This window comes from Streptomyces sp. NPDC053432, from assembly GCF_055585365.1.
Genome location: NZ_JBVJKF010000023.1, coordinates 113,820 through 134,159, shown reverse-complemented (window position 1 = coordinate 134,159; position 20,340 = coordinate 113,820). Strand labels below are relative to the sequence as shown.

General features: G+C 71.4%; 17 protein-coding genes. 8 read left to right on the top strand and 9 right to left on the bottom strand.

Going from position 1 to position 20,340, the window contains the following annotated elements:
• The 3 genes from metH to ACZ6Y1_RS30575 all read right to left on the bottom strand — a co-directional run.
• Positions 1-2,789 (bottom strand): methionine synthase (metH, locus tag ACZ6Y1_RS30585; RefSeq protein ID WP_469637143.1); only part of this gene is annotated, 2,789 nt, incomplete at its 3' end.
• A gap of 120 nt (positions 2,790-2,909) precedes the next feature.
• Positions 2,910-3,605 carry a formylglycine-generating enzyme family protein gene (locus tag ACZ6Y1_RS30580; RefSeq protein WP_469637140.1) on the bottom strand — a complete coding sequence of 232 codons (696 nt, stop codon included), beginning with the start codon at positions 3,603-3,605 and terminating at the stop codon, positions 2,910-2,912.
• Positions 3,602-4,435 carry a formylglycine-generating enzyme family protein gene (locus tag ACZ6Y1_RS30575; protein ID WP_469637137.1) on the bottom strand — a complete coding sequence of 278 codons (834 nt, stop codon included), beginning with the start codon at positions 4,433-4,435 and terminating at the stop codon, positions 3,602-3,604. The genes ACZ6Y1_RS30580 and ACZ6Y1_RS30575 overlap by 4 nt, the downstream gene beginning before the upstream one ends.
• A gap of 152 nt (positions 4,436-4,587) precedes the next feature.
• On the opposite strand from ACZ6Y1_RS30575, the gene ACZ6Y1_RS30570 reads away from it, so the two are divergent.
• Positions 4,588-6,183: an AMP-binding protein gene (locus tag ACZ6Y1_RS30570; protein ID WP_469637132.1), complete on the top strand. Its 1,596-nt coding sequence runs from the start codon at positions 4,588-4,590 to the stop codon at positions 6,181-6,183.
• 48 nt (positions 6,184-6,231) lie between these two features.
• Here the strand turns inward: ACZ6Y1_RS30570 and ACZ6Y1_RS30565 are convergent, their stop codons facing one another.
• Genes ACZ6Y1_RS30565 through ACZ6Y1_RS30550 form a run of 4 tightly spaced genes read right to left on the bottom strand, consistent with a single transcriptional unit; the run spans position 6,232 to position 10,318 of the window.
• The gene (locus tag ACZ6Y1_RS30565; protein WP_469637129.1) at positions 6,232-7,455 is read right to left on the bottom strand and encodes a glutamate mutase L; all 1,224 of its coding nucleotides are present in this window, start codon (positions 7,453-7,455) and stop codon (positions 6,232-6,234) included.
• Positions 7,452-8,858 (bottom strand): hypothetical protein, encoded by a 1,407-nt coding sequence (locus tag ACZ6Y1_RS30560; RefSeq protein ID WP_469637124.1) that lies wholly within the window; start codon positions 8,856-8,858, stop codon positions 7,452-7,454. The genes ACZ6Y1_RS30565 and ACZ6Y1_RS30560 overlap by 4 nt, the downstream gene beginning before the upstream one ends.
• The gene (glmS, locus tag ACZ6Y1_RS30555) at positions 8,839-9,297 is read right to left on the bottom strand and encodes a methylaspartate mutase subunit S (RefSeq protein ID WP_469637121.1); all 459 of its coding nucleotides are present in this window, start codon (positions 9,295-9,297) and stop codon (positions 8,839-8,841) included. Before glmS ends, ACZ6Y1_RS30560 begins: the two co-directional genes overlap by 20 nt.
• Before the next feature lies 1 nt (position 9,298).
• The gene (locus tag ACZ6Y1_RS30550) at positions 9,299-10,318 is read right to left on the bottom strand and encodes a radical SAM protein (RefSeq protein ID WP_469637118.1); all 1,020 of its coding nucleotides are present in this window, start codon (positions 10,316-10,318) and stop codon (positions 9,299-9,301) included.
• A gap of 414 nt (positions 10,319-10,732) precedes the next feature.
• Between ACZ6Y1_RS30550 and ACZ6Y1_RS30545 the strand changes: the two genes are divergently transcribed.
• Positions 10,733-11,815 (top strand): cytochrome P450 family protein, encoded by a 1,083-nt coding sequence (locus ACZ6Y1_RS30545; RefSeq protein ID WP_469637115.1) that lies wholly within the window; start codon positions 10,733-10,735, stop codon positions 11,813-11,815.
• Positions 11,816-11,888: 73 nt separating this feature from the next.
• Here ACZ6Y1_RS30545 and ACZ6Y1_RS30540 read toward each other — a convergent pair whose 3' ends face one another.
• Positions 11,889-13,136 (bottom strand): MFS transporter, encoded by a 1,248-nt coding sequence (locus ACZ6Y1_RS30540; RefSeq protein WP_469637112.1) that lies wholly within the window; start codon positions 13,134-13,136, stop codon positions 11,889-11,891.
• Positions 13,137-13,140: 4 nt separating this feature from the next.
• Positions 13,141-14,346, bottom strand: a complete 1,206-nt coding sequence (locus ACZ6Y1_RS30535) for a GNAT family N-acetyltransferase (protein ID WP_469637109.1) — start codon at positions 14,344-14,346, stop codon at positions 13,141-13,143.
• Between the two features lie 48 nt (positions 14,347-14,394).
• Between ACZ6Y1_RS30535 and ACZ6Y1_RS30530 the strand changes: the two genes are divergently transcribed.
• The 6 genes from ACZ6Y1_RS30530 to ACZ6Y1_RS30505 all read left to right on the top strand — a co-directional run bounded on the left by ACZ6Y1_RS30530 (position 14,395) and on the right by ACZ6Y1_RS30505 (position 20,328).
• Positions 14,395-15,684: an ATP-grasp domain-containing protein gene (locus ACZ6Y1_RS30530; RefSeq protein ID WP_469637106.1), complete on the top strand. Its 1,290-nt coding sequence runs from the start codon at positions 14,395-14,397 to the stop codon at positions 15,682-15,684.
• 142 nt (positions 15,685-15,826) lie between these two features.
• Positions 15,827-16,336, top strand: a complete 510-nt coding sequence (hpt, locus tag ACZ6Y1_RS30525) for a hypoxanthine phosphoribosyltransferase (RefSeq protein WP_469637103.1) — start codon at positions 15,827-15,829, stop codon at positions 16,334-16,336.
• Positions 16,337-16,470: 134 nt separating this feature from the next.
• A complete protein-coding gene (locus tag ACZ6Y1_RS30520; protein WP_469637100.1) occupies positions 16,471-17,736 on the top strand; it encodes an FAD-dependent oxidoreductase in 1,266 nt (421 codons plus the stop codon).
• Positions 17,733-18,224 (top strand): nucleotide triphosphate diphosphatase NUDT15, encoded by a 492-nt coding sequence (locus ACZ6Y1_RS30515; protein ID WP_469637097.1) that lies wholly within the window; start codon positions 17,733-17,735, stop codon positions 18,222-18,224. Before ACZ6Y1_RS30520 ends, ACZ6Y1_RS30515 begins: the two co-directional genes overlap by 4 nt.
• Positions 18,221-18,889, top strand: a complete 669-nt coding sequence (locus ACZ6Y1_RS30510) for an HAD family hydrolase (RefSeq protein ID WP_469637094.1) — start codon at positions 18,221-18,223, stop codon at positions 18,887-18,889. Before ACZ6Y1_RS30515 ends, ACZ6Y1_RS30510 begins: the two co-directional genes overlap by 4 nt.
• Positions 18,886-20,328, top strand: a complete 1,443-nt coding sequence (locus tag ACZ6Y1_RS30505) for an MFS transporter (RefSeq protein ID WP_469637091.1) — start codon at positions 18,886-18,888, stop codon at positions 20,326-20,328. The genes ACZ6Y1_RS30510 and ACZ6Y1_RS30505 overlap by 4 nt, the downstream gene beginning before the upstream one ends.
• Positions 20,329-20,340 lie beyond the last annotated feature (12 nt).

Here is a 20,340-nt window from a genome sequence, read left to right as displayed (position 1 = left end):
TCCTTCAGCGGGATGCCCTTGACCACCCGGGTGCCCCAGAACGGCGGGACGGGCACCGGATTGTCCACGGCCACATCGGAACGGCCGCCCGGCTCGTCGGCCTCCTCCGCCTGCAGGACGGGCGTGTCCCGCTTGGCGACACGCCGCTGCTTCAGCTCCGGCAGAGCGGCACCCGGCACCCCGCGCTTCACACCGATGAGGGCGTCCATCAGGCGCAGGCCCTCGAAGGCGTCGCGGGCGTAGCGGACCTCGCCCTCGTAGATCTCGTGGAGGTCCTGCTCCACGTAGGCGCGGGTCAGGGCCGCGCCGCCGAGGATCACGGGGTAGTCGGCCGCCAGCTTGCGCTGGTTGAGCTCTTGCAGGTTCTCCTTCATGATCACGGTCGACTTCACCAGCAGGCCCGACATGCCGATGACGTCGGCCTTGTGCTCCTGCGCGGCTTCGAGGATCGCCGAGACCGGCTGCTTGATGCCGATGTTCACGACGTTGTAGCCGTTGTTGGTGAGGATGATGTCGACGAGGTTCTTGCCGATGTCGTGCACGTCGCCGCGGACGGTCGCCAGGACGATGGTGCCCTTGCCCTCGTCGTCGGTCTTCTCCATGTGCGGTTCGAGATGCGCGACGGCCGACTTCATGACCTCGGCGGACTGGAGGACGAAGGGGAGCTGCATCTGGCCGGAGCCGAAGAGCTCGCCGACGACCTTCATGCCCTCCAGGAGCGTGTCGTTGACGATGTCGAGCGCGGGACGGCTCTGGAGCGCCTCGTCGAGGTCGGCTTCGAGACCGTTCTTCTCGCCGTCGATGATGCGGCGCTGGAGGCGCTCGTCCAGCGGCAGGGCCTGGAGCTCTTCGGCCCGTCCGGCCTTGAGGGACTTGGTGTTGACGCCCTCGAAGAGCGCCATCAGCTTCTGCAGCGGGTCGTAGTCGCCCTCACGGCGGTCGTAGATCAGGTCGAGCGCGGTGTTGACCTGCTCCTCGTCGAAGCGGGCGATCGGGAGGATCTTCGAGGCGTGGACGATCGCCGAATCCAGACCCGCCTTGACGCACTCGTCGAGGAAGACCGAGTTCAGCAGCACACGGGCCGCCGGGTTGAGGCCGAAGGAGATGTTCGACAGACCCAGCGTCGTCTGGACGTCCGGGTGGCGGCGCTTGAGCTCGCGGATCGCCTCGATCGTGGCGATGCCGTCCTTGCGCGACTCCTCCTGACCGGTGCAGATCGTGAAGGTCAGGGTGTCGATGAGGATGTCCGACTCACGGATCCCCCAGTTGGTGGTGAGGTCCTCGATGAGGCGCTCGGCGATCGCGACCTTGTGCTCGACCGTCCGCGCCTGGCCCTGCTCGTCGATGGTCAGCGCGATCAGCGCCGCACCGTGCTCCTGCGCCAGCCGCGTCACCTTCGCGAAACGCGACTCAGGGCCGTCACCGTCCTCGTAGTTCACCGAGTTGATGACCGCACGGCCACCCAGCTTCTCCAGACCCGCCTGGATCACCGGGACCTCGGTCGAGTCCAGGACGATCGGCAGCGTCGAAGCCGTGGCGAAGCGACCCGCAATCTCTGCCATGTCCGCGACACCGTCACGGCCCACGTAGTCCACGCACAGGTCGAGCATGTGCGCGCCCTCACGGATCTGATCGCGCGCCATCTCCACACAGTCGTCCCAGCGCGCCTCCAGCATCGCCTCGCGGAACTTCTTCGACCCGTTGGCGTTCGTCCGCTCACCGATCGCCATGTACGAGGTGTCCTGCCGGAACGGCACCGTCTGGTACAGCGACGCCGCACCCGGCTCCGGCTGCGGGTTGCGCTCGGTGACGGCCGCGCCGCTCACCCGCTCCACGACCTGGCGCAGGTGCTCGGGGGTCGTACCGCAGCAGCCGCCGACGAGCGAGAGCCCGTACTCCTGGATGAAGTTCTCCTGGGCGTCGGCCAGCTCGCTCGGCGACAGCGGGTAGTGCGCGCCGTCCTTGCCCAGCACCGGCAGACCCGCGTTGGGCATGCAGGAGATCGGGATGCGGGAGTGCCGGGCGAGGTAGCGCAGGTGCTCGCTCATCTCCGCGGGGCCGGTGGCGCAGTTCAGGCCGATCATGTCGATGCCGAGGGGCTCCAGGGCGGTCAGGGCCGCGCCGATCTCCGAGCCCAGCAGCATGGTGCCGGTCGTCTCCACCGTCACCGAGCAGATCAGCGGGACGCTGATGCCCAGCCGGTCCATGGCCCGCCGCGCACCCAGCAGGGCCGAGCGGGCCTGGAGCAGGTCCTGGGAGGTCTCGACGAGGAGGCCGTCCGCGCCGCCCTCCAGCAGTCCCTCGGCGCTGGCCTGGTAGGCGTCGCGCAGCACCACGTACTCGACGTGGCCCAGCGTCGGCAGCTTGGTGCCCGGGCCCATCGAGCCCAGCACCCACCGCTGCCGCCCGCTCGCCACCGAGGCCCGGTCCGCCGACTCGCGCGCCAGCAGACCGCTCGCCTTCGACAGCTCGAAGATCCGGTCCTCGATCTCGTACTCCGCGAGAGCCGAGTAGTTCCCGCCGAAGGTGTTGGTCTTGATGCAGTCCACGCCCGCGTCCAGATAGGCGGTGTGCACCGAGTCCACCAGGTCGGGGCGGGTCACGCTCAGGACCTCGTTACAGCCCTCCAGCTGCTCGAAGTCCTCCATCGACGGCTCCATCGACTGGAGCATCGTTCCCATCGCCCCGTCCGCCACGACGACCCGCGAGGCGAAAGCCTCTCGCAGGGCCGCTACACGTGCGGTGCTGGATTCCGGGAGAACGCCGGTGAGGACAGAGCTCAAGGACATGTGAGTCTCCTGCGATTGCGACGGCTGTCGGCTAGATGGCCGCTGAATGATCAGCAGACCGTGTCCCACGGTACCTGGCCTTGTTGCTCCATGAGAGCGGGAGTCCAGGTACGGCGCGGCCTACCCGTCGGTACGGAGCACGCGGATGCCGATGTACGGCACGGTGCTCAGCTCGTCGGCGGTGAAGGCCGTGGCGTTCTCGAAGCTCTCCGGGTTGCGGACCGTGTACGCGCCGCCCTTGATGACCCGTGAGCCGAGTCCGGCACCCGAGGGGGCGGTGAGCTCGTCCGCGCACCATTCGAAGACGTTGCCGGTCATGTCCCGCAGGCCGAAGGCGTTGGCGCCGGTGGTGCCGACCGGGCGGGGCGCGTCGGCCTGCGGGGCGTAGGCCGCACGATCGAAGGTGTCGCCCAGCGACCAGCGCAGGCGCTGCGGGCCCGCTGCCGCGTACTGCCATTCCGCGGCCGTCGGGACGCGGCAGGAGGTGCCGGTGCGGGCGCCGAGCCAGCCGCAGTACTCGACCGCGCCACGCCAGGTCACACCGGTCACCGGGAGGTCGCCCAGCTCCTCGTCCAGGACGAGGGTGCCGGCCGGGCCCGTGCGCAGGCCGGTGCCGGGGCGTCCGGCGAAGGAGTGCAGGAGCGGCCGGTCGGCGTCGACGAGGTCCTGGTCGACGAGGTAGGCCCAGTACTGGGCGACGGTCACGGGGAAGACGGAGAGGCCGAATCCGGCGGTCCGGCTCCCGTCGGGGAGGTCGCCCGCCGGGACGTCGGCGAAGTCGGGCAGGGCGGCGGTGCCGTACGTCGTCGTGGTCATCCTCCACGCACCACCCGGAAGCCGTAGACCTCGCACCGCGTGTCCTCGTGGGCGGCGATACGGGTCGCGGGGCCGAGGGTGTGCAGCGGGTCGACGAAGGAGCCGCCGCGGACCACCCGGAAGTTCCCGCGGGCCGGGCCGACGGGGTTGTGCTGGAAGTCGGGGCCGTAGCTCCCGAAGCGGTCGTGGCACCATTCCCGGACGTTGCCGAGCATCTGGTGCAGTCCCGCGGCGTCCGGCCGCAGGGCCGCCACCGGGACGGGGGCCGGGGCTCCGGGCAGGAAGTTGCCGGCCAGCGTCTCGCCGGCGCGCAGGGCGCGGCACGCCGGGCCCGCTTCGGCGGCGTTGCAGTCGTCGGGGGCGGGCGGCGTGCCGTCGGGCCGGCCCTCCTGGCAGGCGGCTTCCCATTCGGCCTCGGTGGGCAGCCGGTAGCCGCCGCTCGCGAGGTCGGCGGTGCGCCGCTCCAGGTCGTACGCGAGGGGGAGCCCCTCGGTGCGCGAGAGCCAGTTGCAGTAGGCGGCCGCGCCCCAGTAGCTGATCTGGATCATCGGGAAGTCGGCCGCGCCCGGGCGGAGTTCGAAGCCGCCGGCGCGGTGCACGATGAACGAGGGGTCGATGCAGTCGATGAGGGTGTGATCCAGGGCCTCGGGTTCGTCCCGCAGGAATTCGAGGAAGTCGGCGGCGCTCACGCAGCGGTCGGCGATCCGGAAGGCGCCGATCTCCACCTCGTGCCGCGGTTCGGCGTGGTGCTCCGGGTTCGACGAGCCGACGGTGAAGCGGCGGCCCGCGAACTCCACCATGGTGAAGGCTCGTTGGGCGATGCTGTGCACTCTGTCCCCCTAAGTGTCATGATTCAGCAGCCAGTTCGAATCGTGTCAGGTGGGTACGCGCCCCAGCAAGGGCCATCGGCCGCGCGTCGGCCGGCTCCGGGGATTTCGTCAAGACGGCGACGCGCCGGTGCGGGCTCATTAAGATCCGCAGAATGAGGATCTACACCGTGTCCACTGTCGAATCCCTCGTCAACTCCGCTGCTCAGCAATACGGTTCACGCCCCGCGCTCCAGGACGACGACCGCTCGCTCACCTTCGGGGAACTGCGCGACGCGGCGGCGGAGACGGCCTCTGCACTGCGCCGGTGGGGCGTGCGGCGCGGCGACCGCGTGGGCGTCTGCATGGCGAAGAGCGCCGACCAGGCGATAGCCGTGCTCGGAGTGCTGCTGGCGGACGCGATCGTGGTTCCCGTACTGCCCAAGCTGAAGCGCGAGGGGGTCGCGCACATCGTCCGCGACTCGGGCATGCGGCTGATGATCACGGACGAGGTCCGGGCGCGTGAGGTCACCGACGCGGTACCGGATCTCCCCCTGCTGCACGGCCGGGAAGCCGAGGTGGACCCGGCTCTGATCCTGCCGAGGATGCGCGTGCCCGAGGAGCTGGAGGGCGCGGAGCGGGGGCGGTCCGCCGGTGCGTCCATCGGCTCCGACGTCGCGGCGATCATCTACTCCTCGGGATCCACCGGGCGCCCCAAGGGCATCATGGTCACCCACCGCAACATCACGGACGGCGCCCGGATCACGGCGCAGTACCTGGGCGTCGGCAGCGACGACCGGATCGGGAGCCTGCTCTCCCTCAACTTCGACTACGGGCTGAACCAGTTGTGGCAGGCCCTGTTCACCGGCGCCTGTCTGTGCCTGCACGAACTCGTCTTCCCCGCCGACGCCCTGCGGTTCCTGCACGAGCAGCGGATCACGGTGCTGCCGGTCATGCCGGTGATCATCACCCGGCTGTTCGACCCGCGGCTGCTGCGCCGGCGGCCCGATTTCGACCTCTCGGCGGTGCGCTGCGTGTCGACGTCGGGCGGGGCCGTCTCGCAGCGGATGCTCGACGAGCTGGCGGCCACCTTCCCGGGGGCCGAGGTCTTCCTCATGTACGGGCTGACCGAGGCGTTCCGTTCGACGTACCTGGAGCCGGACCAGGTCGCCAAGCGGCCGAACTCGATCGGCCGGGCGATCCCGGACGTGGAGATCCTCGTGCTGGACGAGGAGCTGCGCGAGGTGGGCCCGGGCGAGCGGGGCGAGCTCGTCCACCGGGGCGGGTGCGTGAGCAAGGGGTACTGGAACGCGCCGGAGGCGACCGAGGCCCGGTTCCGTACGCTCCCGCAGTTCCCGGGCGAGCGGGTCGTCTTCAGCGGCGACATCGTGACCCGCGACGAGGAGGGCTACCTGTACTTCGTCGGGCGGCGCGACGCCATGATCAAGACCTCGGGCTTCCGGGTCAGCCCGACGGAGGTCGAGGAGATCGCGGTGGACTTCCCGGCGGTGGAGACGTGCGCCGCCGTCGGGGTGCGGAACGTCGAGATCGGCGAGGACATCGCGCTGTTCTACTCCTCCGCGGACGCCGGGCCGGTGGACGAGGACGCCCTGCGGGGCTTCCTCCGGGACCGGCTGCCGTCCCACATGGTGCCGAGGTACCTGTGGCGGCGCGACGGCTTCCCCGCCACCGGCAACGGAGGGAAGATCGACCGCCAGCAGCTCGCCGCGGAGGCGGCCGACCGGGTCCGCGCGCCGGGCGGCGCGGGCTGACCCAGGCGCGGGCTGACTCAGGCGCGGGCGACTCAGGCGCGCGCTGACTCAGCCCCGGACCGGTCGGGCCCGGGCCGGGTTCAGGGTCAGGGTCAGGAGGCCCCTCGCCCACAGGCCGGGGGTGGTGTCGAGCGCGGGGGGACGGGACGGCGGGCGTCCGCAGGCGGCTTCCGCCACCGCCGCGAGCAGCCCCGGGTCGAGGCCGTCGGCGCCGCCTCCGGTGACGACGAGCCGGGCCGGGCCCGTCCGGCGCTCCGCGTCGAGCTCGCGAAGGGCGAGGAAGACGCACGCGAGTACGGCGTCCCGCGCGGACAGCGCCGTGCCGTCGCCCTCCCGCAGCCGCAGGTAGCGGACGCGGCGCTCCCGGGGCGCCACCGCCCCCACGAACTCGTCGAGGGCTGGGGTGCCCGCGAGCCGGTCCAGCAGCGAGCGGCGCCCGCCCGCGACGCCGAGCCCGGTGAACACCCGGGTGTCGACACCGTCGGCGGATCGCGCGCAGTGGTGGACGTCGGTGGTCGTGCCGCCCACGTCGACGACGAGGACCGGTACGGACGGTCCGTGTTCCCCGGCCAGGGCACGCGTCGCCGCGCCGACGGCGTCCGGGGTGGCCGGCACGGGTGCGCCGGTGTACTCCTCCAGCGGCCGCAGGCCCTCGCGGTCCACGATGTCGGCCAGATGGATGCGCCGCAGCGTCTCGGCCAACGGGCCGCGGTTCGGCCGCAGTTCCCCGTCGACGACGTTCTGCGTACGGTGCCGCGGCCGCAGCAGGGCGGCCACGGCCGCGTCGCCGGCCCCGGCCCACACCAGGAGCCGGTGGGGGTGCTCCGCGAGCCGTGTCCCGCGTACGGCCCGGTCCAGGCGCCCGTGGTCCGTACCGTCGACGCCGCCGACCACCACCAGGACGTCCACCGGGGGCAGTGGCGCGCCCACCGGGCCGCCCAGCCGCCTGGTGTAGGAGACGGCGGCGCCGGCGGTCACGGCCGCCCGGGCGGCGGCCGCGATGCTGTACCGCCCGGTCAGCCCGAGGACGCCCACCGTGGGCCCGGAGCCGGCCGAGCTGCAGGCGCGCAGCACGTCGGCGGACGGGTCGAAGCCGGACTCCCGCAGCAGCCGCACCGCCTGCTCCCCGGGGGCGACACCAGGACTCCGCGGCTCGCGGACCGTCGGCCCGAACCCGCCGGACGGTGTGGTCCGGGACAGTTTGAGCACGGTGCTGCCGACGTCCATCAGCCATGCGGGACGGCCTGCCGCCCTCACGTTCTCCTCGCTCATGCCAGGACGTGCAGGTCCCGCAGGAGGCGCTCCCACAGGGGCCCCTCCTGCGCCGTCCCCGTTCCGGCCAGCTCCCGCTCCCGGCGCAGCTGGGCTGCCGAGACCGGCACGGATCCCGGATCCAGGATCCTGATCCGCCGGCCGGCGCCGCGCTCGGTCACCAGCCGGGAGGCGTTCTGCCGGTGCGGGGCGAAGGGGATGTCGATGGTTCCGGCGAGGACGGCGCGGAACACCGACTGCAGGAAGCTCGGCGCCGGGCTGTCGAAGATCCGGTCGAGGAGCAGGTCGACCTCGTCCCCGATGAGGGCGGCCTCCTCGTCCACGGTCGCGTTGGACAGTCCGCGGCCCTCGGGGAACATGTCGAGGACGTAGCGCACCGCCCGTACGGCGGAGCTGTTGGCCTCCACCGTCGGGATGCCCAGTGCCTCCTCGGGCGTCTTGACGACCACCTTGTCGGCGCCGGTCAGGGCGGCCGCGGTGGCGCACACCGAGATCAGCTGCCACGCCAGCGAGGGCTCGGCGGGGAAGGCGCCCATCCACTGGTGGTAGACCAGGCTGACGTGCACGTCCTCGAAGCCGAACCGGGTCAGTACGGCATCGGCCCGCTCGCGCAGGACGCGCGCCAGGGCGAGGTCCTGCTCCAGGCTGCCGGTGTGCCCGAAGGCCACGGAGAACGAGGTGACCCCCTGCTCCGCCGCGAGCAGCAGCTCGCACAGCTGCACGGCGATCACCATCACCGGGGGTACCAGGGTCGCCGTCAGCGGGCCGAAGGACTCCCGGTGCACGGGCAGCCCGGCGGGTCCGCTCACCGCGCACAGCCGGTCGACGTACTGCCAGTGCAGGAGCGCCTGGTCCAGCGGGAAGTCCCGGGAGTACGGGAGCGAGTAGCACAGGCCGCCGCCCTCGATCTCGGTGATCCCGGCGGCCAGCGCGGTCTCCACGAGCAGCCGGGCGTCCGGGGTGCCGTGGCGGAGGCTGATCGGCCGGTCCACACCGCGGTACAGCTCGCGGGTGGTCAGGTGGCCGTGGGCGATCAGCGGGAAGCCGTTGAGGAGGTTGCGCCCCTCGGCGATCCCGGTCTTCAGGTGGCGGGCGGCCGCCGCGTAGTCGTTGTGCCGGGTGTTGCTGTCGATGGTCAGCGGTATGAAGTCGGCCCCGGCCTCGTGGAAGGCCAGGGTGAGTTCCCGCTGCTGGCCGAGGGTGGGGAAGCCGCCGCGCGGCTGGAGGTACGGACGGTGGTGCGGCCGGCGGAAGGCGTACGAGGCGAACCTGGTCTCCGGGAGGGAGGCCAGGTGGTCGCGCGCCGTGTCCGTGCCGAGCCGGATCTCGCCACTGAGCCGCAGGAGGGCGGAACGCTCGCCGTCGAGGTCCTCCACCCGCGCCTCACCGGTGGGCGTCGCCATGGTTCACGTCCTGTCGCAGCGCCCGGAAGAACCCGTGGAAGTCCGGTGGACGGTGGAAGACCCGGTGGAATCCGTACCCGGTGAAGATCCGGCGTACCTCGGCCTCCGGCCGGTCCCCGACGACGAGGTTCCCGCCGGCGTACAGCAGGACATCGGCCAGACCCCGCTCTGCGAAGATCCGGCCGATGTCCACGCACGCGGTCTCCCCGTCACCGTTGATGGAGGAGACGAGCACGGCCCGGCTTCCCGTTTCCAGGACGGCGTCCACGAAGTCGTCGGTCTCGGTGTTGGTCCCGATGTTGAACGGACGGAATCCGTTCTCGGCCAGGCCGTGGGCCATGACGCGGTTGGCCACGACGTGGATGTCGTGGCCGATCACCCCGAGGACGACCCCCGGGCGGACGCGTCCCCCGGACTCCTCCGCGGATCCGCCGGTCACTTCACTGGGGGGGACGGACGGCCAGCGTCGGCATGGGGAGCAGCGTCACGCCCGTGTCGGCCTTCTTGCCCTGGGTGTCGAAGTGGCGGAAGCAGGAGAACGTCTCCTCCTCGTGCTTGCTCTGCACGAACTCCTGGAGCTTCGGGCTCTCCTCGTAGATGCTCAGGAGGTTGGTGTCGAAGACGTTGCCGATCACCTCGGGGGCGCCGAGTTCGCAGATCAGCACGTCGCCGTTGGAGTGCAGGTGGAGCTGCGCCTTGCCCTCGATGCAGCTGGCGTAGACGACACCGGGGTCGCGCAGCAGCGGCTGGAGGCGCTTCCAGGACTCGGTGCCCGGGCGGAAGTAGGCCGACAGGCAGCTGAAGAAGATCGAGGTCCGCGGGTCGCGGGCGCTGATCATGTCCGAGATCGCGTCGCAGATGACCTCGGGCGACAGGGTGTTCTCGTAGCCCTGGTGGACGCCGGGGATCTCCATCTGGACCTCGTGCTTGCGCACGCCCAGGTCCGCGGCGAACCGGTGCACCTCGGCCATCCGGGTGTACGTCTCGTCGAACAGGATCGTCTCGACGACGGTGTCGATGGAGGCGGAGGCCACCGAGCGGCTGATCGCCTTCTCGATCTTCGGGAACATCTTCTCGGTGACCTTGTAGAACGCCGCATGACTTGCGGCGTCCGTGTGGTTCAGGGAGAAGTGCAGCACTCCGAGACCGGCTGCTTCCAGACGCTCGAACTTCTCGTCGTTCAGCAGCGTCCCGTTGGAGTTGATCTGGGTGTGGATGCCCTTCTCGGTGCAGTACGCGACGATGCTCTCGCAGAGATCGAACTCGAGGAGCACCTCACCGCCGGAGAGCTTGACGCGCTCCAGGTCGGGCAGCGTCTCCACGGTCTGCTTGACCTCGTCGAGGGAGAGGATCCGCCGTTCCTGCAGGTCGTAGGCGCCGCAGTAGGAACAGCGGAAGTTGCAACGCGAGGTGACGCCGATCTCGATGGCGCGCAGCTTGCCGAAACCGGTCTTGCTCATCTCAAGTGCCTTGAAAGACAAAATTCCCCCATTTGAAGTTCGAAGGGCACATGCTTGCGATCGCGTATTGACCGCAGCATAAGGACAGTCGACGCTCGGCCACAAGGTTCCCCGGGGGCACGGTTCCGGCCAACTCGCCATGCCGGTAACAAAGTTGAGACAGGGTGCGGGTGTGTCTGCTATAGACGCCCAACCCCTTGCGCGCGTGATCTGCGAAGGCTTCCTGTTCGATCAACTCGCCTATGATGCGCGGAAGACGACAGCACGGAGAGGATCTTGACCGATATGCATCTCTCGACGCCAATACGTCTGGACGAAGATTTTCTACAGAACCCACACAGGCTGTTTGCGCAGCTGAGGGCGGAACAGCCGGCGCGTGAAGTCATCCTGCCGCGCGGGATCAAGGTGTGGCTGGTGACCCGTTACGAGGACGTGCGCACGGTGTTGACCAGTCCGGTGGTCAGCAAGGACATCCTGCGGGCGGTGCCCCTGCTGGAACGGCATTCGATCTCCGACGAACCGCAGTCCTTCGAGGCCGAGCTGGCCCTCGCCGGGCACATGCTCAACACCGACCCGCCGGACCACACCCGGCTGCGGTCGCTGGTGAACAAGGCGTTCACGGCGCGCCGGGTGGAGCGGCTGCGCGCGCGGGTCGAGCAGGCCGCCGACGAGCTGCTCGACGCCATGGCGGGCCGGGACGAGGCCGATCTGCTGTCCGCCTACGCCTTCCCGCTGCCGACCACGGTCATCTGTGAGCTGCTCGGCGTCCCCGAGACCGACAAGGAGGAGTTCCGCAGGACCTCGGTCACGATGACCTCGGCGGCCCGGCACGAGGAGATGGCCGACGCCGCGATGCGGATGGCGGACTACCTCACGAACCTGGTGGAGTCGAAGCGGGAGGACCCGGGCGACGACCTGCTGTCCGCACTGGTGCACGCGCGCGAGGGCGATGTCGCGCTGACCCAGGCCGAGTTGCGCGCCATGGCCTTCCTCCTCCTGGTCGCGGGGCACGAGACCACGGTCAACCTGATCGGCAACAGCGTGCTCCTGCTGCTGCGCCACCCGGAGCAGCTGGCCGCGCTGCGCGCCGACGCCTCGCTCCTGCCGGGGGCCGTCGAGGAGTTCCTGCGGCACGAGGGCCCCCTCAACATCGCGACGTACCGCTACACCACGCAGCCGCTGCGGCTCGGGGACGTGCTGGTGCCCGAGGGCGAGTTCGTCATGGTGTCCCTGTCGTCGGCGAACCGGGACTCCGCGAGGTTCCCGGACGCCGACCGGATGGACATCACCCGTGACCCGACGGGCCACCTCGCCTTCGGGTACGGCATCCACTACTGCGTGGGGGCCCCGCTGGCCCGGATGGAGGCCGAGATCGCGATCGGCAGGCTCCTCGACCGCTTCCCCCGGCTGGCGCTCGCGCGCGAACCCGAGGCGCTGCGCTGGCGGCCCAGCACGCTCATCAGGGGCCTGGAGTCCCTGCCCGTACGGCTGCGCTGACCCGGCCGCTCCCCCGGCCGCCGGGCACGGAGGGCGGCGGGCGGGGGGAGCGGCGGGGCTGCGGTCCGGGCGGTCAGCCGGCCGCCGGGTCGAGGGTGACCCGGCGGATGGCCGGCAGGGTGAGCAGCACGGCCGCGCTCGCCAGCTGCCACAGCCCGGCCGCCCACAGCACCGTCCCGGGGCCGCCGAGCGCGTCGGCCACGGCGGCCGCCACGACGAGCCCGATCGGGGAGAGCGAGTAGGAGCACACCGCGTCGAAGGACGACACGCGTGAGATCAGCTCGCCGGAGACCTTGCTCTGCACCAGCGTCGTCCAGATCGCGTTGAAGACGGCGAGGGACGCGCCGCCGATGAAGGCGGCCGCCGCCGTCAGGGGCAGCCCGGCCGGCACCGCGAGGCAGAGCACGGGGAGCGCCCAGGCCGCCTGGGCCAGCACGATCACGACGACGGGCCGGCCGGGGCTCCACTTCATCAGCACCGGGGCGGCCAGGATGGACCCGGCGCCCAGGACCGCGAGGACGATCCCCCAGCCGTCGCTGCCGCCCAGGTCCTCCTTGGCGACGATGGGGCCGAGTACCAGGAACGGCGCGTACAGCAGCCCGTTGAAGAGGGCGAAGGTGACGCTGGTGATCCAGAGCCAGCTCTGCCGGCGCCACTCGGCGTAACCCTCCCGCAGGTCGGTCAGGGGGGAGGCGGCGCCGCGCTTCACGTACGGCGGCATCTTCACCAGCGCCACCGCGATCACGCTGATCAGATAGGTGCCGGCGTCGATGGCGAGCACCGTTCCGGCGTTGGACGTGGCGATCAGGAACCCGGCGAACACGGGGCCCGCGACGACGCCGACGTCCTTGGCCAGGCCGATCAGCACGTTGGCGCGCTGGAGGTCCGAGGCGGGCACGATGTCGGGCGTGAGGCCGGCCATCGCCGGGGTGAAGAAGCCGGTCCCGACGTTCTGCAGGGCGTGCAGGAGGAGCACCGCCCACAGCGGCGCGTGCCCCAGCAGCACCAGGGTGGCGAAGGTGCCCTCCGCCACGAACCGCAGGCTGTCGCTGACCAGCATCACCCCGCGGCGGCCGAACCGGTCGGCCACGACCCCGCCGGCCAGGAGGCACACCACGTTGACCACGACGCCGGAGGCGATGACCAGCCCCAGGTCGGACGCGGAGCCGCCGGTCTCGAGCACGGCGAAGGCGACGGCGATCCGCTCCATGCCGGTGCCCAGGAGGGAAAGGCTGTGGCCGACGTAGAAGCGGCGGAAGTTGCGGTGGGCGAGCGGTCCGAACCTCTTGCCCGGGGGGACCTCGGTCTCGGTGGCGGTCACCGGCTCAGCCCTCCGGGGTGGAGGATCCGGGGGCCGGCCAGTTCCCTCGTCCGCACAGGTCCTGCCACTCCTCGGTGCTCACCGCCGCGGCCACGGCTTCGGAATCGCCTTCCAGGCGCTTGAGGAAGGCCGCGTTGTGGGCCCGGATCTCCTCCTCGTGCCCTTCGAGGGGGCTGTCCGGAGTCAGGTCGAGCAGCCACAGGGGCTCCAGGACGGCTCCGCGCAGGGCCTTGCCGCCCGGCGTGGCGATGCCCGCGTGCAGCCGGCGTACTCCGGGCATCCGGGCCGGGATGTAGTAGGCGAGGTTGAAGTACTCGGCTGCGCCGCGCAGTTGCTCGTACTCGAAGCCGACCGCGCGCAGGTACACGGTGTCCTTGTCGCGGACGTAGAAGCAGCAGCCGACGGGGGGTTCGCCGTCGACGGAGCACAGCAGCACCTCGGCGCGGTCCCCGGCGAGGTCGGCGTGCTTGCGGAACGCCTCGATGTAGGCGTCCGCGCTGCCGTCGATGCCGTAGCGCTGCTCGGTCCTGGCCGCGAGCCGGCCGACGTCGGCGTAGCAGTCGCGCAGCACGCGGTGCTCGACGCGGTACCCGGCCTGCTCGAACTTGCGGACCTCGCTGCGCACGCGCTGGCGCCGGTGCCGGGACCCCATGGTCTGCAGCCATTCGTCCCAGCCGCCCTCCGGGATCTCCAGCGAGGCGTCGGCCGTCAGGACGACCGGCAGCGCCTTGACCCCGGCCGCGCGCAGGGCCAGTACGTCCTGGGTGCCGAAGTACATGGCCACGCGGGCCGGGCCCGAGGGCGCGCCGGACGGGCCGTGGGGATCGGGCAGCGCGCGTACGGCCTCCAGCAGGGCGGCGGCGGCCTCGGCCCGGTCCGCTCCGGGCGTGGCCAGCAGGTCCGCCAGGTAGCCGCGGCGCTGGGACACCAGCACTCCCCCGGCCGACGGGCTCGGCAGCCCCTTCTCGGTGAGCAGGTCGTGCCACCGCAGGTGCGGGTTGGACATGCCGTCCGGCTCCGTGGCCGCGACGGGGACGGCGGCCCGGCCGCCCCCCGGCAGCGGGACGTGGAGACCGCCGGATATCGCTCCGGGCTCCAGGGCCACGAGGCGCAGCCAGAACGCCGAGGAATAGAAGCGTCCTTCGGCGGATTCGTCCCACTCCGCGTCGGTCAGTCCACCCAATGGATCTGTGAAGTAGTCAGCGCTCATGGCCAGTTGACCCCCACGTTCGGATTCGGTGGGCCTACCCTAACGTTCATGGGATCATCTACTGCCAGAGAAGACCAGTACCTCCTCGTGTTCGGCGCGACCATGGCCCTGCGGGAAAGAGCGGTGGTCGCCGCACTGCGCGTGTTCGACGGTCCGATCGTCACGATCGCGCGTTCCCGCGACCCCCGTGCGGCGAAGTTCTTCGACCACGTTCTGCTGGGTGATTTCAGTGATGCCGACTCGTCCTTGAAGGCCGTACTGGACTTCGAGAAGGCGACGGGTATGACTCCGGCCGGTGTGGTGCCGTTCTTCGACCCCGGGCTGATCCCCGGCCGGGCGATCGCCGACCATTACGGACTTCCCTTCCTCAGCCGTGAGGCCATCGAGGACTCGGGCATCAACAAGAACCGGATGAAGGACCGGCTGCTGGCCGCCGGGGTCGCCACGCCCCGCTACATCACGGTGGACGGCCTGGACTCCGCCCGTGCGGCCGCCGCCGAGCTCGGGTTCCCCTGCGTCATCAAGCCCTCGGCCTTCGGCGGCAGCCTCGGCGTCCGGCTCGTCGCGGACGAGTCGGAGCTCGCCGACGCCTACGCGAACGTGCACGAGATCATCGCGCGGAACGCCGCCACCTTCACCGTCAAGAACCAGGGCATCCAGGTCGAGGAGTTCTGCACGCTCTCCGAGGAGGTCTCCGTCGAGGTCCTCACCCACGGCGGACGTCCGCAGGTGCTGGCCGTGACGGACAAGTCCCTGGGTCCCCGGCCGTACTTCGCCGAGATCGGGCACCGCGTGCCCAGCGTCCACTCGGAGCGCGCCGACGTCATCGAGCTGGCCGAGCGCGCCTGCACGGCGCTGGGCCTCGACCGCGGTGTGGCCCACGTGGAACTGCGTCTTGAGGGGGACCAGCCCCCGCAGATCATGGAGGTCGGTGCGCGGACCGCCGGCGACGGCATCCCGGACCTGGTGGAGCAGGCCCTGGGGATCTCCCCGTACGAGCTGCACATCCGCTCCTACCTGGACCTGCTGGACGACCCGGTCCCGGCACCCCGGCCCCTCGGCCTGTCGGCCATCGCCGTGCTCAAGGCGCCGCCCGGCACGATCACCGGGATCCGGCCCGCCGGTGAGGTCGACCCCGCGGTCCGCTCGTACGAGGTGTTCGCCGCCCGCGGGGCGGTCTCCAGCGGGCAGCAGGCCAACTACCTGGACCGCGAGGGGTACGTGGAGTGCTTCTGGCCCGGAGCCGATCCGCTCTCCGTGCCGGCGTCGGCCCATCTGGACGTGGCGGCGGGACTGTCGGCCGAGATCTTCGCGGTGGAACCCACGACATTGGCCTGAACCAAACCCCGGACGGTGGGATTCCACCGCGTCGCTCCCCCGAGTGTGTAGCTTGGGTGCCGGTTACACCTAGAGAGTCGGAGTGACAAACGGGGGAGGACCTGTGGGATCGCAGACCACACAGGCGGAGTTATCACGGGTGATGTTCACGCGTGATCAGATCGGCGAGCGCGTCGCGCAGCTCGGTGCCGAGATCACGCGTGACTACCGGGGCCGGGAGATCGTGGTGATAGGCGTCCTCAAGGGGGCGGCCGCCTTCACCGTGGACCTGGCCCGGAGCATCGACCTGCCGGTCGTCATGGACTGGGCGGCGGTGTCCACGTACGGGAGGGGCAGCACCGCGGGGGTGCCCCGGATGCTGAAGGACATCGGCGAGGAGCTGACCGGACGAGACGTTCTCGTCGTGGAGGACATCCTCGACACGGGCACCACCCTTTCCTGGCTGTTGGACCGCTTCCGGGCGCAGTCGCCCGCCTCGCTGGAGTGTTGTGTCCTCTTGCGCAAGCCGCACGCGGTCGCCAAGCCGGTGGCACCCAGATATGTCGGATTCGACATCTCCGAGCACTGGGTCGCCGGATACGGCATCGATTACGCCGAGCGTCACCGGAATCTCACGGACATTCACGAAGTGAGCCTTCCCGCGTCCGTCTGACGCGCCCGCTCGCCGTCCCTTCACATTCCCTTCTCCTTTCTCCGCGCGATCGTTCGCGCGCCATTCACCTTTCCCGTGCAGCCCCTTGTCCGCGTTCGCGCCTGGGGCACTCGGCCATGCCTGTCTGGAGAACCATGGACCACTACGATCTCGTCATCATCGGTGCGGGCCCCGCCGGCCTCGCCGCTGCCAAGCGTCTGGCGGGAACGCCGCACAAGGTGGCACTCATCGACGGCGGAAAGCCGGTCGGCGAGCGCGACCGCCACGCGGCGGTCGACATGACGCGCGGACACGGCGGCGCGGGGCTTTTTTCGGACGGAAAGTTCTCGTTCTTCCCCTCGGCGACCGAACTGTGGACACTGCCGCGCGCGGACGACCTCCGCTCCGCGTACGAATGGACCTGCGAGCTGCTCGGCTCCTACGGCCTGGACACCCCGCCGTTCCCGGACGACCCGAGCGCCTACACCGTGGGCGCCGGTGAGTGGGTCCTCAAGGAGTACCCCTCCGACTACCTCTCGCTGGAGGCGCGCCTGCGGCTGACCGACGACATGGTCTCGGCCGCCGACGCCGACGTCATCAACGAGACCGAGATATCCGAGGCCGTCTACGACGGGGCCGCCGACCTGTTCCGGCTGTCGCTGTCCGACGCGAAGGGCCAGACGTCCGAGCTGACGGCCGGCCGGCTGATCCTGGCCAGCGGCCGCTTCGGCCCCCTCGGGCTCCGCTCGCTGACCGGGCAGCGCTCCTTCAGGCGCCTGGAGGTCGGGTTCCGCATCGAACAGCCCGCGGAGAAGGCCTTCTTCAAGGACATGAAGCAGCTCGACCCCAAGCTCCGCTTCCGCGAGCAGGACGGCAGCGTCGAGTGGCGCACCTTCTGCGCCTGCCGCCAGGGCGAGGCCGCGCTCACCGAGACGCAGGGCCTGTGGACCGTCTCCGGCCGGTCCGACTGCCCGCCCACCGGGCGCTCCAACGTGGGCTTCAACACCCGGATCATGGACGAGACGGTGGCGGACCGGGCCATGGCCCCGGCGCTCGCCGCGATGGCGGACGAGGAGTCCTTCTTCACCCTGTCCATGCAGGAGCTCCTCGCGGGGGAGCCGACGGCGGCCCGGACCTTCGAGCGGGTGTACGGGAGCGAGCTGCGCGAGATCATGACGCGCGGCCTGACCCGGCTGGCCGAGGCCTACCCCGTCATCGACGACGCCGAGACCCGGCTGGTGGGCCCCACCCTGGAGGGCGTCGGCTGGTACCCCAAGGTCGACGGGGACCTGCGCCTGCTCGACGCCCCGGCCTGGGTAGCGGGCGACGCCTGCGGCCTGTTCCGCGGGATCGTGGCCGCCATGATCAGCGGCCACTACGCGGCGGACTCGGCGCTGCGCGCACTGGAGGCACGGAAGTGACGAGTCCCTCGACGGGACGCAAGGCCCCTGTCGTCGGCGTCGGCGCGCTGCTGGTGCGGCCGGACGGCCGCGTCCTGATCGGCCATCGCGTCAAGCGGGGCGAACCCGCCTCCTGGTGCCTGCCGGGCGGGCACGTGGAGGCGGGCGAGACCTTCGAGGCGGCCGCCGTACGGGAGATCGCCGAGGAAACCGGAGTGGTCGAGGTGGCGGACGCGCGGGTGTTCGCCTGCACCCTGAACACGGCCGGGGAGCGCACCCACCTGACCGCGGGCGTGGTGGTCACCACCCCGCAGGAAGCCCCGGCGGTGACCGTCACCGAGCCGGAGGTCTTCGACCGCTGGGTCTGGGCCGACCCGGCCGCGCTGCCGGAGCCGCTCTTCCCGGCCAGCGCGGCGCTGGCCGCCGCCTGGCGGGGTGAGGCACCGCCGCCGGGCTGGGAGCTGTACCCGGCAGCCGTGAGCGGGTCGGCGGCGAGCGGACGGCGATGACCCGGCTGCACGTCTTCGACATGGACGGCACGCTGCTGCGGGGCACGACGGCGAGCCTGGAGATCGCCCGACATGCCCGTTGCGTGCCGGAACTGCGGCAGCTGGAGGCGGCCTTCGAGGACGGCCGCCTCGACACCCGCGGCTTCGCCGCGGGTGTCGGCCGGCTGTGGCGGGGGCTGTCCCGGGAGCTCGTCGCCCGGGCGTTCGCCGGGGCGCCGTGGATCGCCGGGCTGCCGGAGGTCGTCGCCGACATCCGGCGGCGCGGGCAGCACGCGATCGTCGTGACGATGTCCCCGGACTTCTTCGCCGACCTGCTGCTGGGGGTCGGCGTCGACGCGGTGGTCGCCTCCCGGTTCCCGCCCCTCCCGCTGAACACGGAACCCGACCCCGCCGGGATCCTGACGCCCGCGGACAAGGTCGGCATCATGGACCGCGCGCGCAGGAGCTTCGGTCTCGAACGCGAGGACTGCGTCGCCTACGGTGACTCCGGCTCGGACATCCCGCTGTTCCGGGAGCTGACGGACACCGTGGCGGTCAACGCGGGCGCCGCCGTGCGCGAGCTCGCCCGCTACCGGTACGACGGCGACGACCTGCGCGGGGCCTATCGCCTCGTGGCCGGCGACGCACCGCACCCCCGAACGGTTAAGGAGCAGTGGCCGGCATGAGTTCCCCGAAGCCCGATGGGGCGTCGACCTTCGACCGGCGCGCATGGACGAAACTCCTCGTCCTGTGCACGGCCGTGCTCTTCGAGGGCATGAGCCTGTCGAGCATCAACGTGCAACTGGCCGACATCAAGGCCGACTTGGGGCTGCGTCCGGACCAGCTGCAGCTGGCGGCCGGCACGTTCCTCACCACGTACGCGGGACTGCTCCTCATCGGCGGCAAATGCGCCGACCGGTGGGGCCGGCGCCGGATGTTCCTGCTCGGCGTCGGGGTGTTCGGCGCCGGATCGCTCGCCGCGACGCTGGCGCAGGAGCCGGTGCTGCTCATCCTGGCGCGGGCCGTGCAGGGTGCCGGGGCGGCCGTCACCGCTCCGGCCGCCGTGGCCCTGATCGTCTCCGGCTTCCCCGAGGGCGCCGCCCGCAACAAGGCGCTCGGCGTCTTCAGCGCGATGGGGGCGGCGGGCTTCTCGCTCGGCGTGGTCATAGGCGGCCTGCTGACCCAGGGCTTCGGCTGGCGCGGTGCGTTCTTCCTCTACGTCCCGCTCGCCGCGCTGGTGCTGGTGCTCGGGCCCCGGGTCCTCGACGCCGAGGGCGCGGGGCGCGGGCGGGACCGGGAGCCGATGCCCCGGGTGCCCCCGCTGCTGATCACCGGGGGGCTGATCGCGGTGGTGTACGCGGTCGGACGGATCGGCACCGGCAGCGGGCCGGAGGTCACCCTGGTCGCGGGTGCCGGGCTGGCGGCGATCCTGCTCTTCCTGGTGTCCCAGGCCAGGGCCCGGGTGCCGCTGCTCCCGCTGTCCCTGATGACCGACCGGCGGATGGCGGCCGCGTCCCTCGCGCTGGGCGGGGCGTTCGCCGGGATCACGGGTGCCATGTTCCTCGTGGCGACCGAGCTCCAGGAGCGCCAGGGCTGGTCGGCGCTGGTGGCCGGGCTCGCGTTCCTGCCCCAGGGGCTGGCCGTCGCCCTGCTCTCCACCCCGGCGGCCCGGCTGGCCAACCGCAGGCCCCTGACGCAGCTTCTGCTCGCCGGGCTCGTCGTCCTCACGGCGGGCCAGCTGATCTACACCACGGTGGAGGGAGGCGGGTACCTCACGCATCTGCTGCCCGCCGCGGTCCTGGTGGGCGCCGGCATCGCCGTCGCCTACCCGGCGGCCACCATGCTGGCCAGCTCCGCCGCCGGCATGGACGACCAGGGGACCGCCTCCGGTGCGCTGGTCACCTGCCAGCAGGCGGGCGGCGCGCTCGGGGTCGCGGCCGTGACCGCGGTCCACGGCGTCGCCCCCGGCGACCTGTGGGGCGGCTCGTACAGCCTGTGGGCCTGCTTCGCCTTCGCGGCCGTGACCCTGTGCGGCTGCGCCGGGCTCCTGCTGCTGCGCGGCGGCGCCGGGGAGCGGGTCCGGGGCGGCCAGGAGGATCCGGCCGCGGCGGGGCTCGGAAGCTGACCCCCCGGCCCC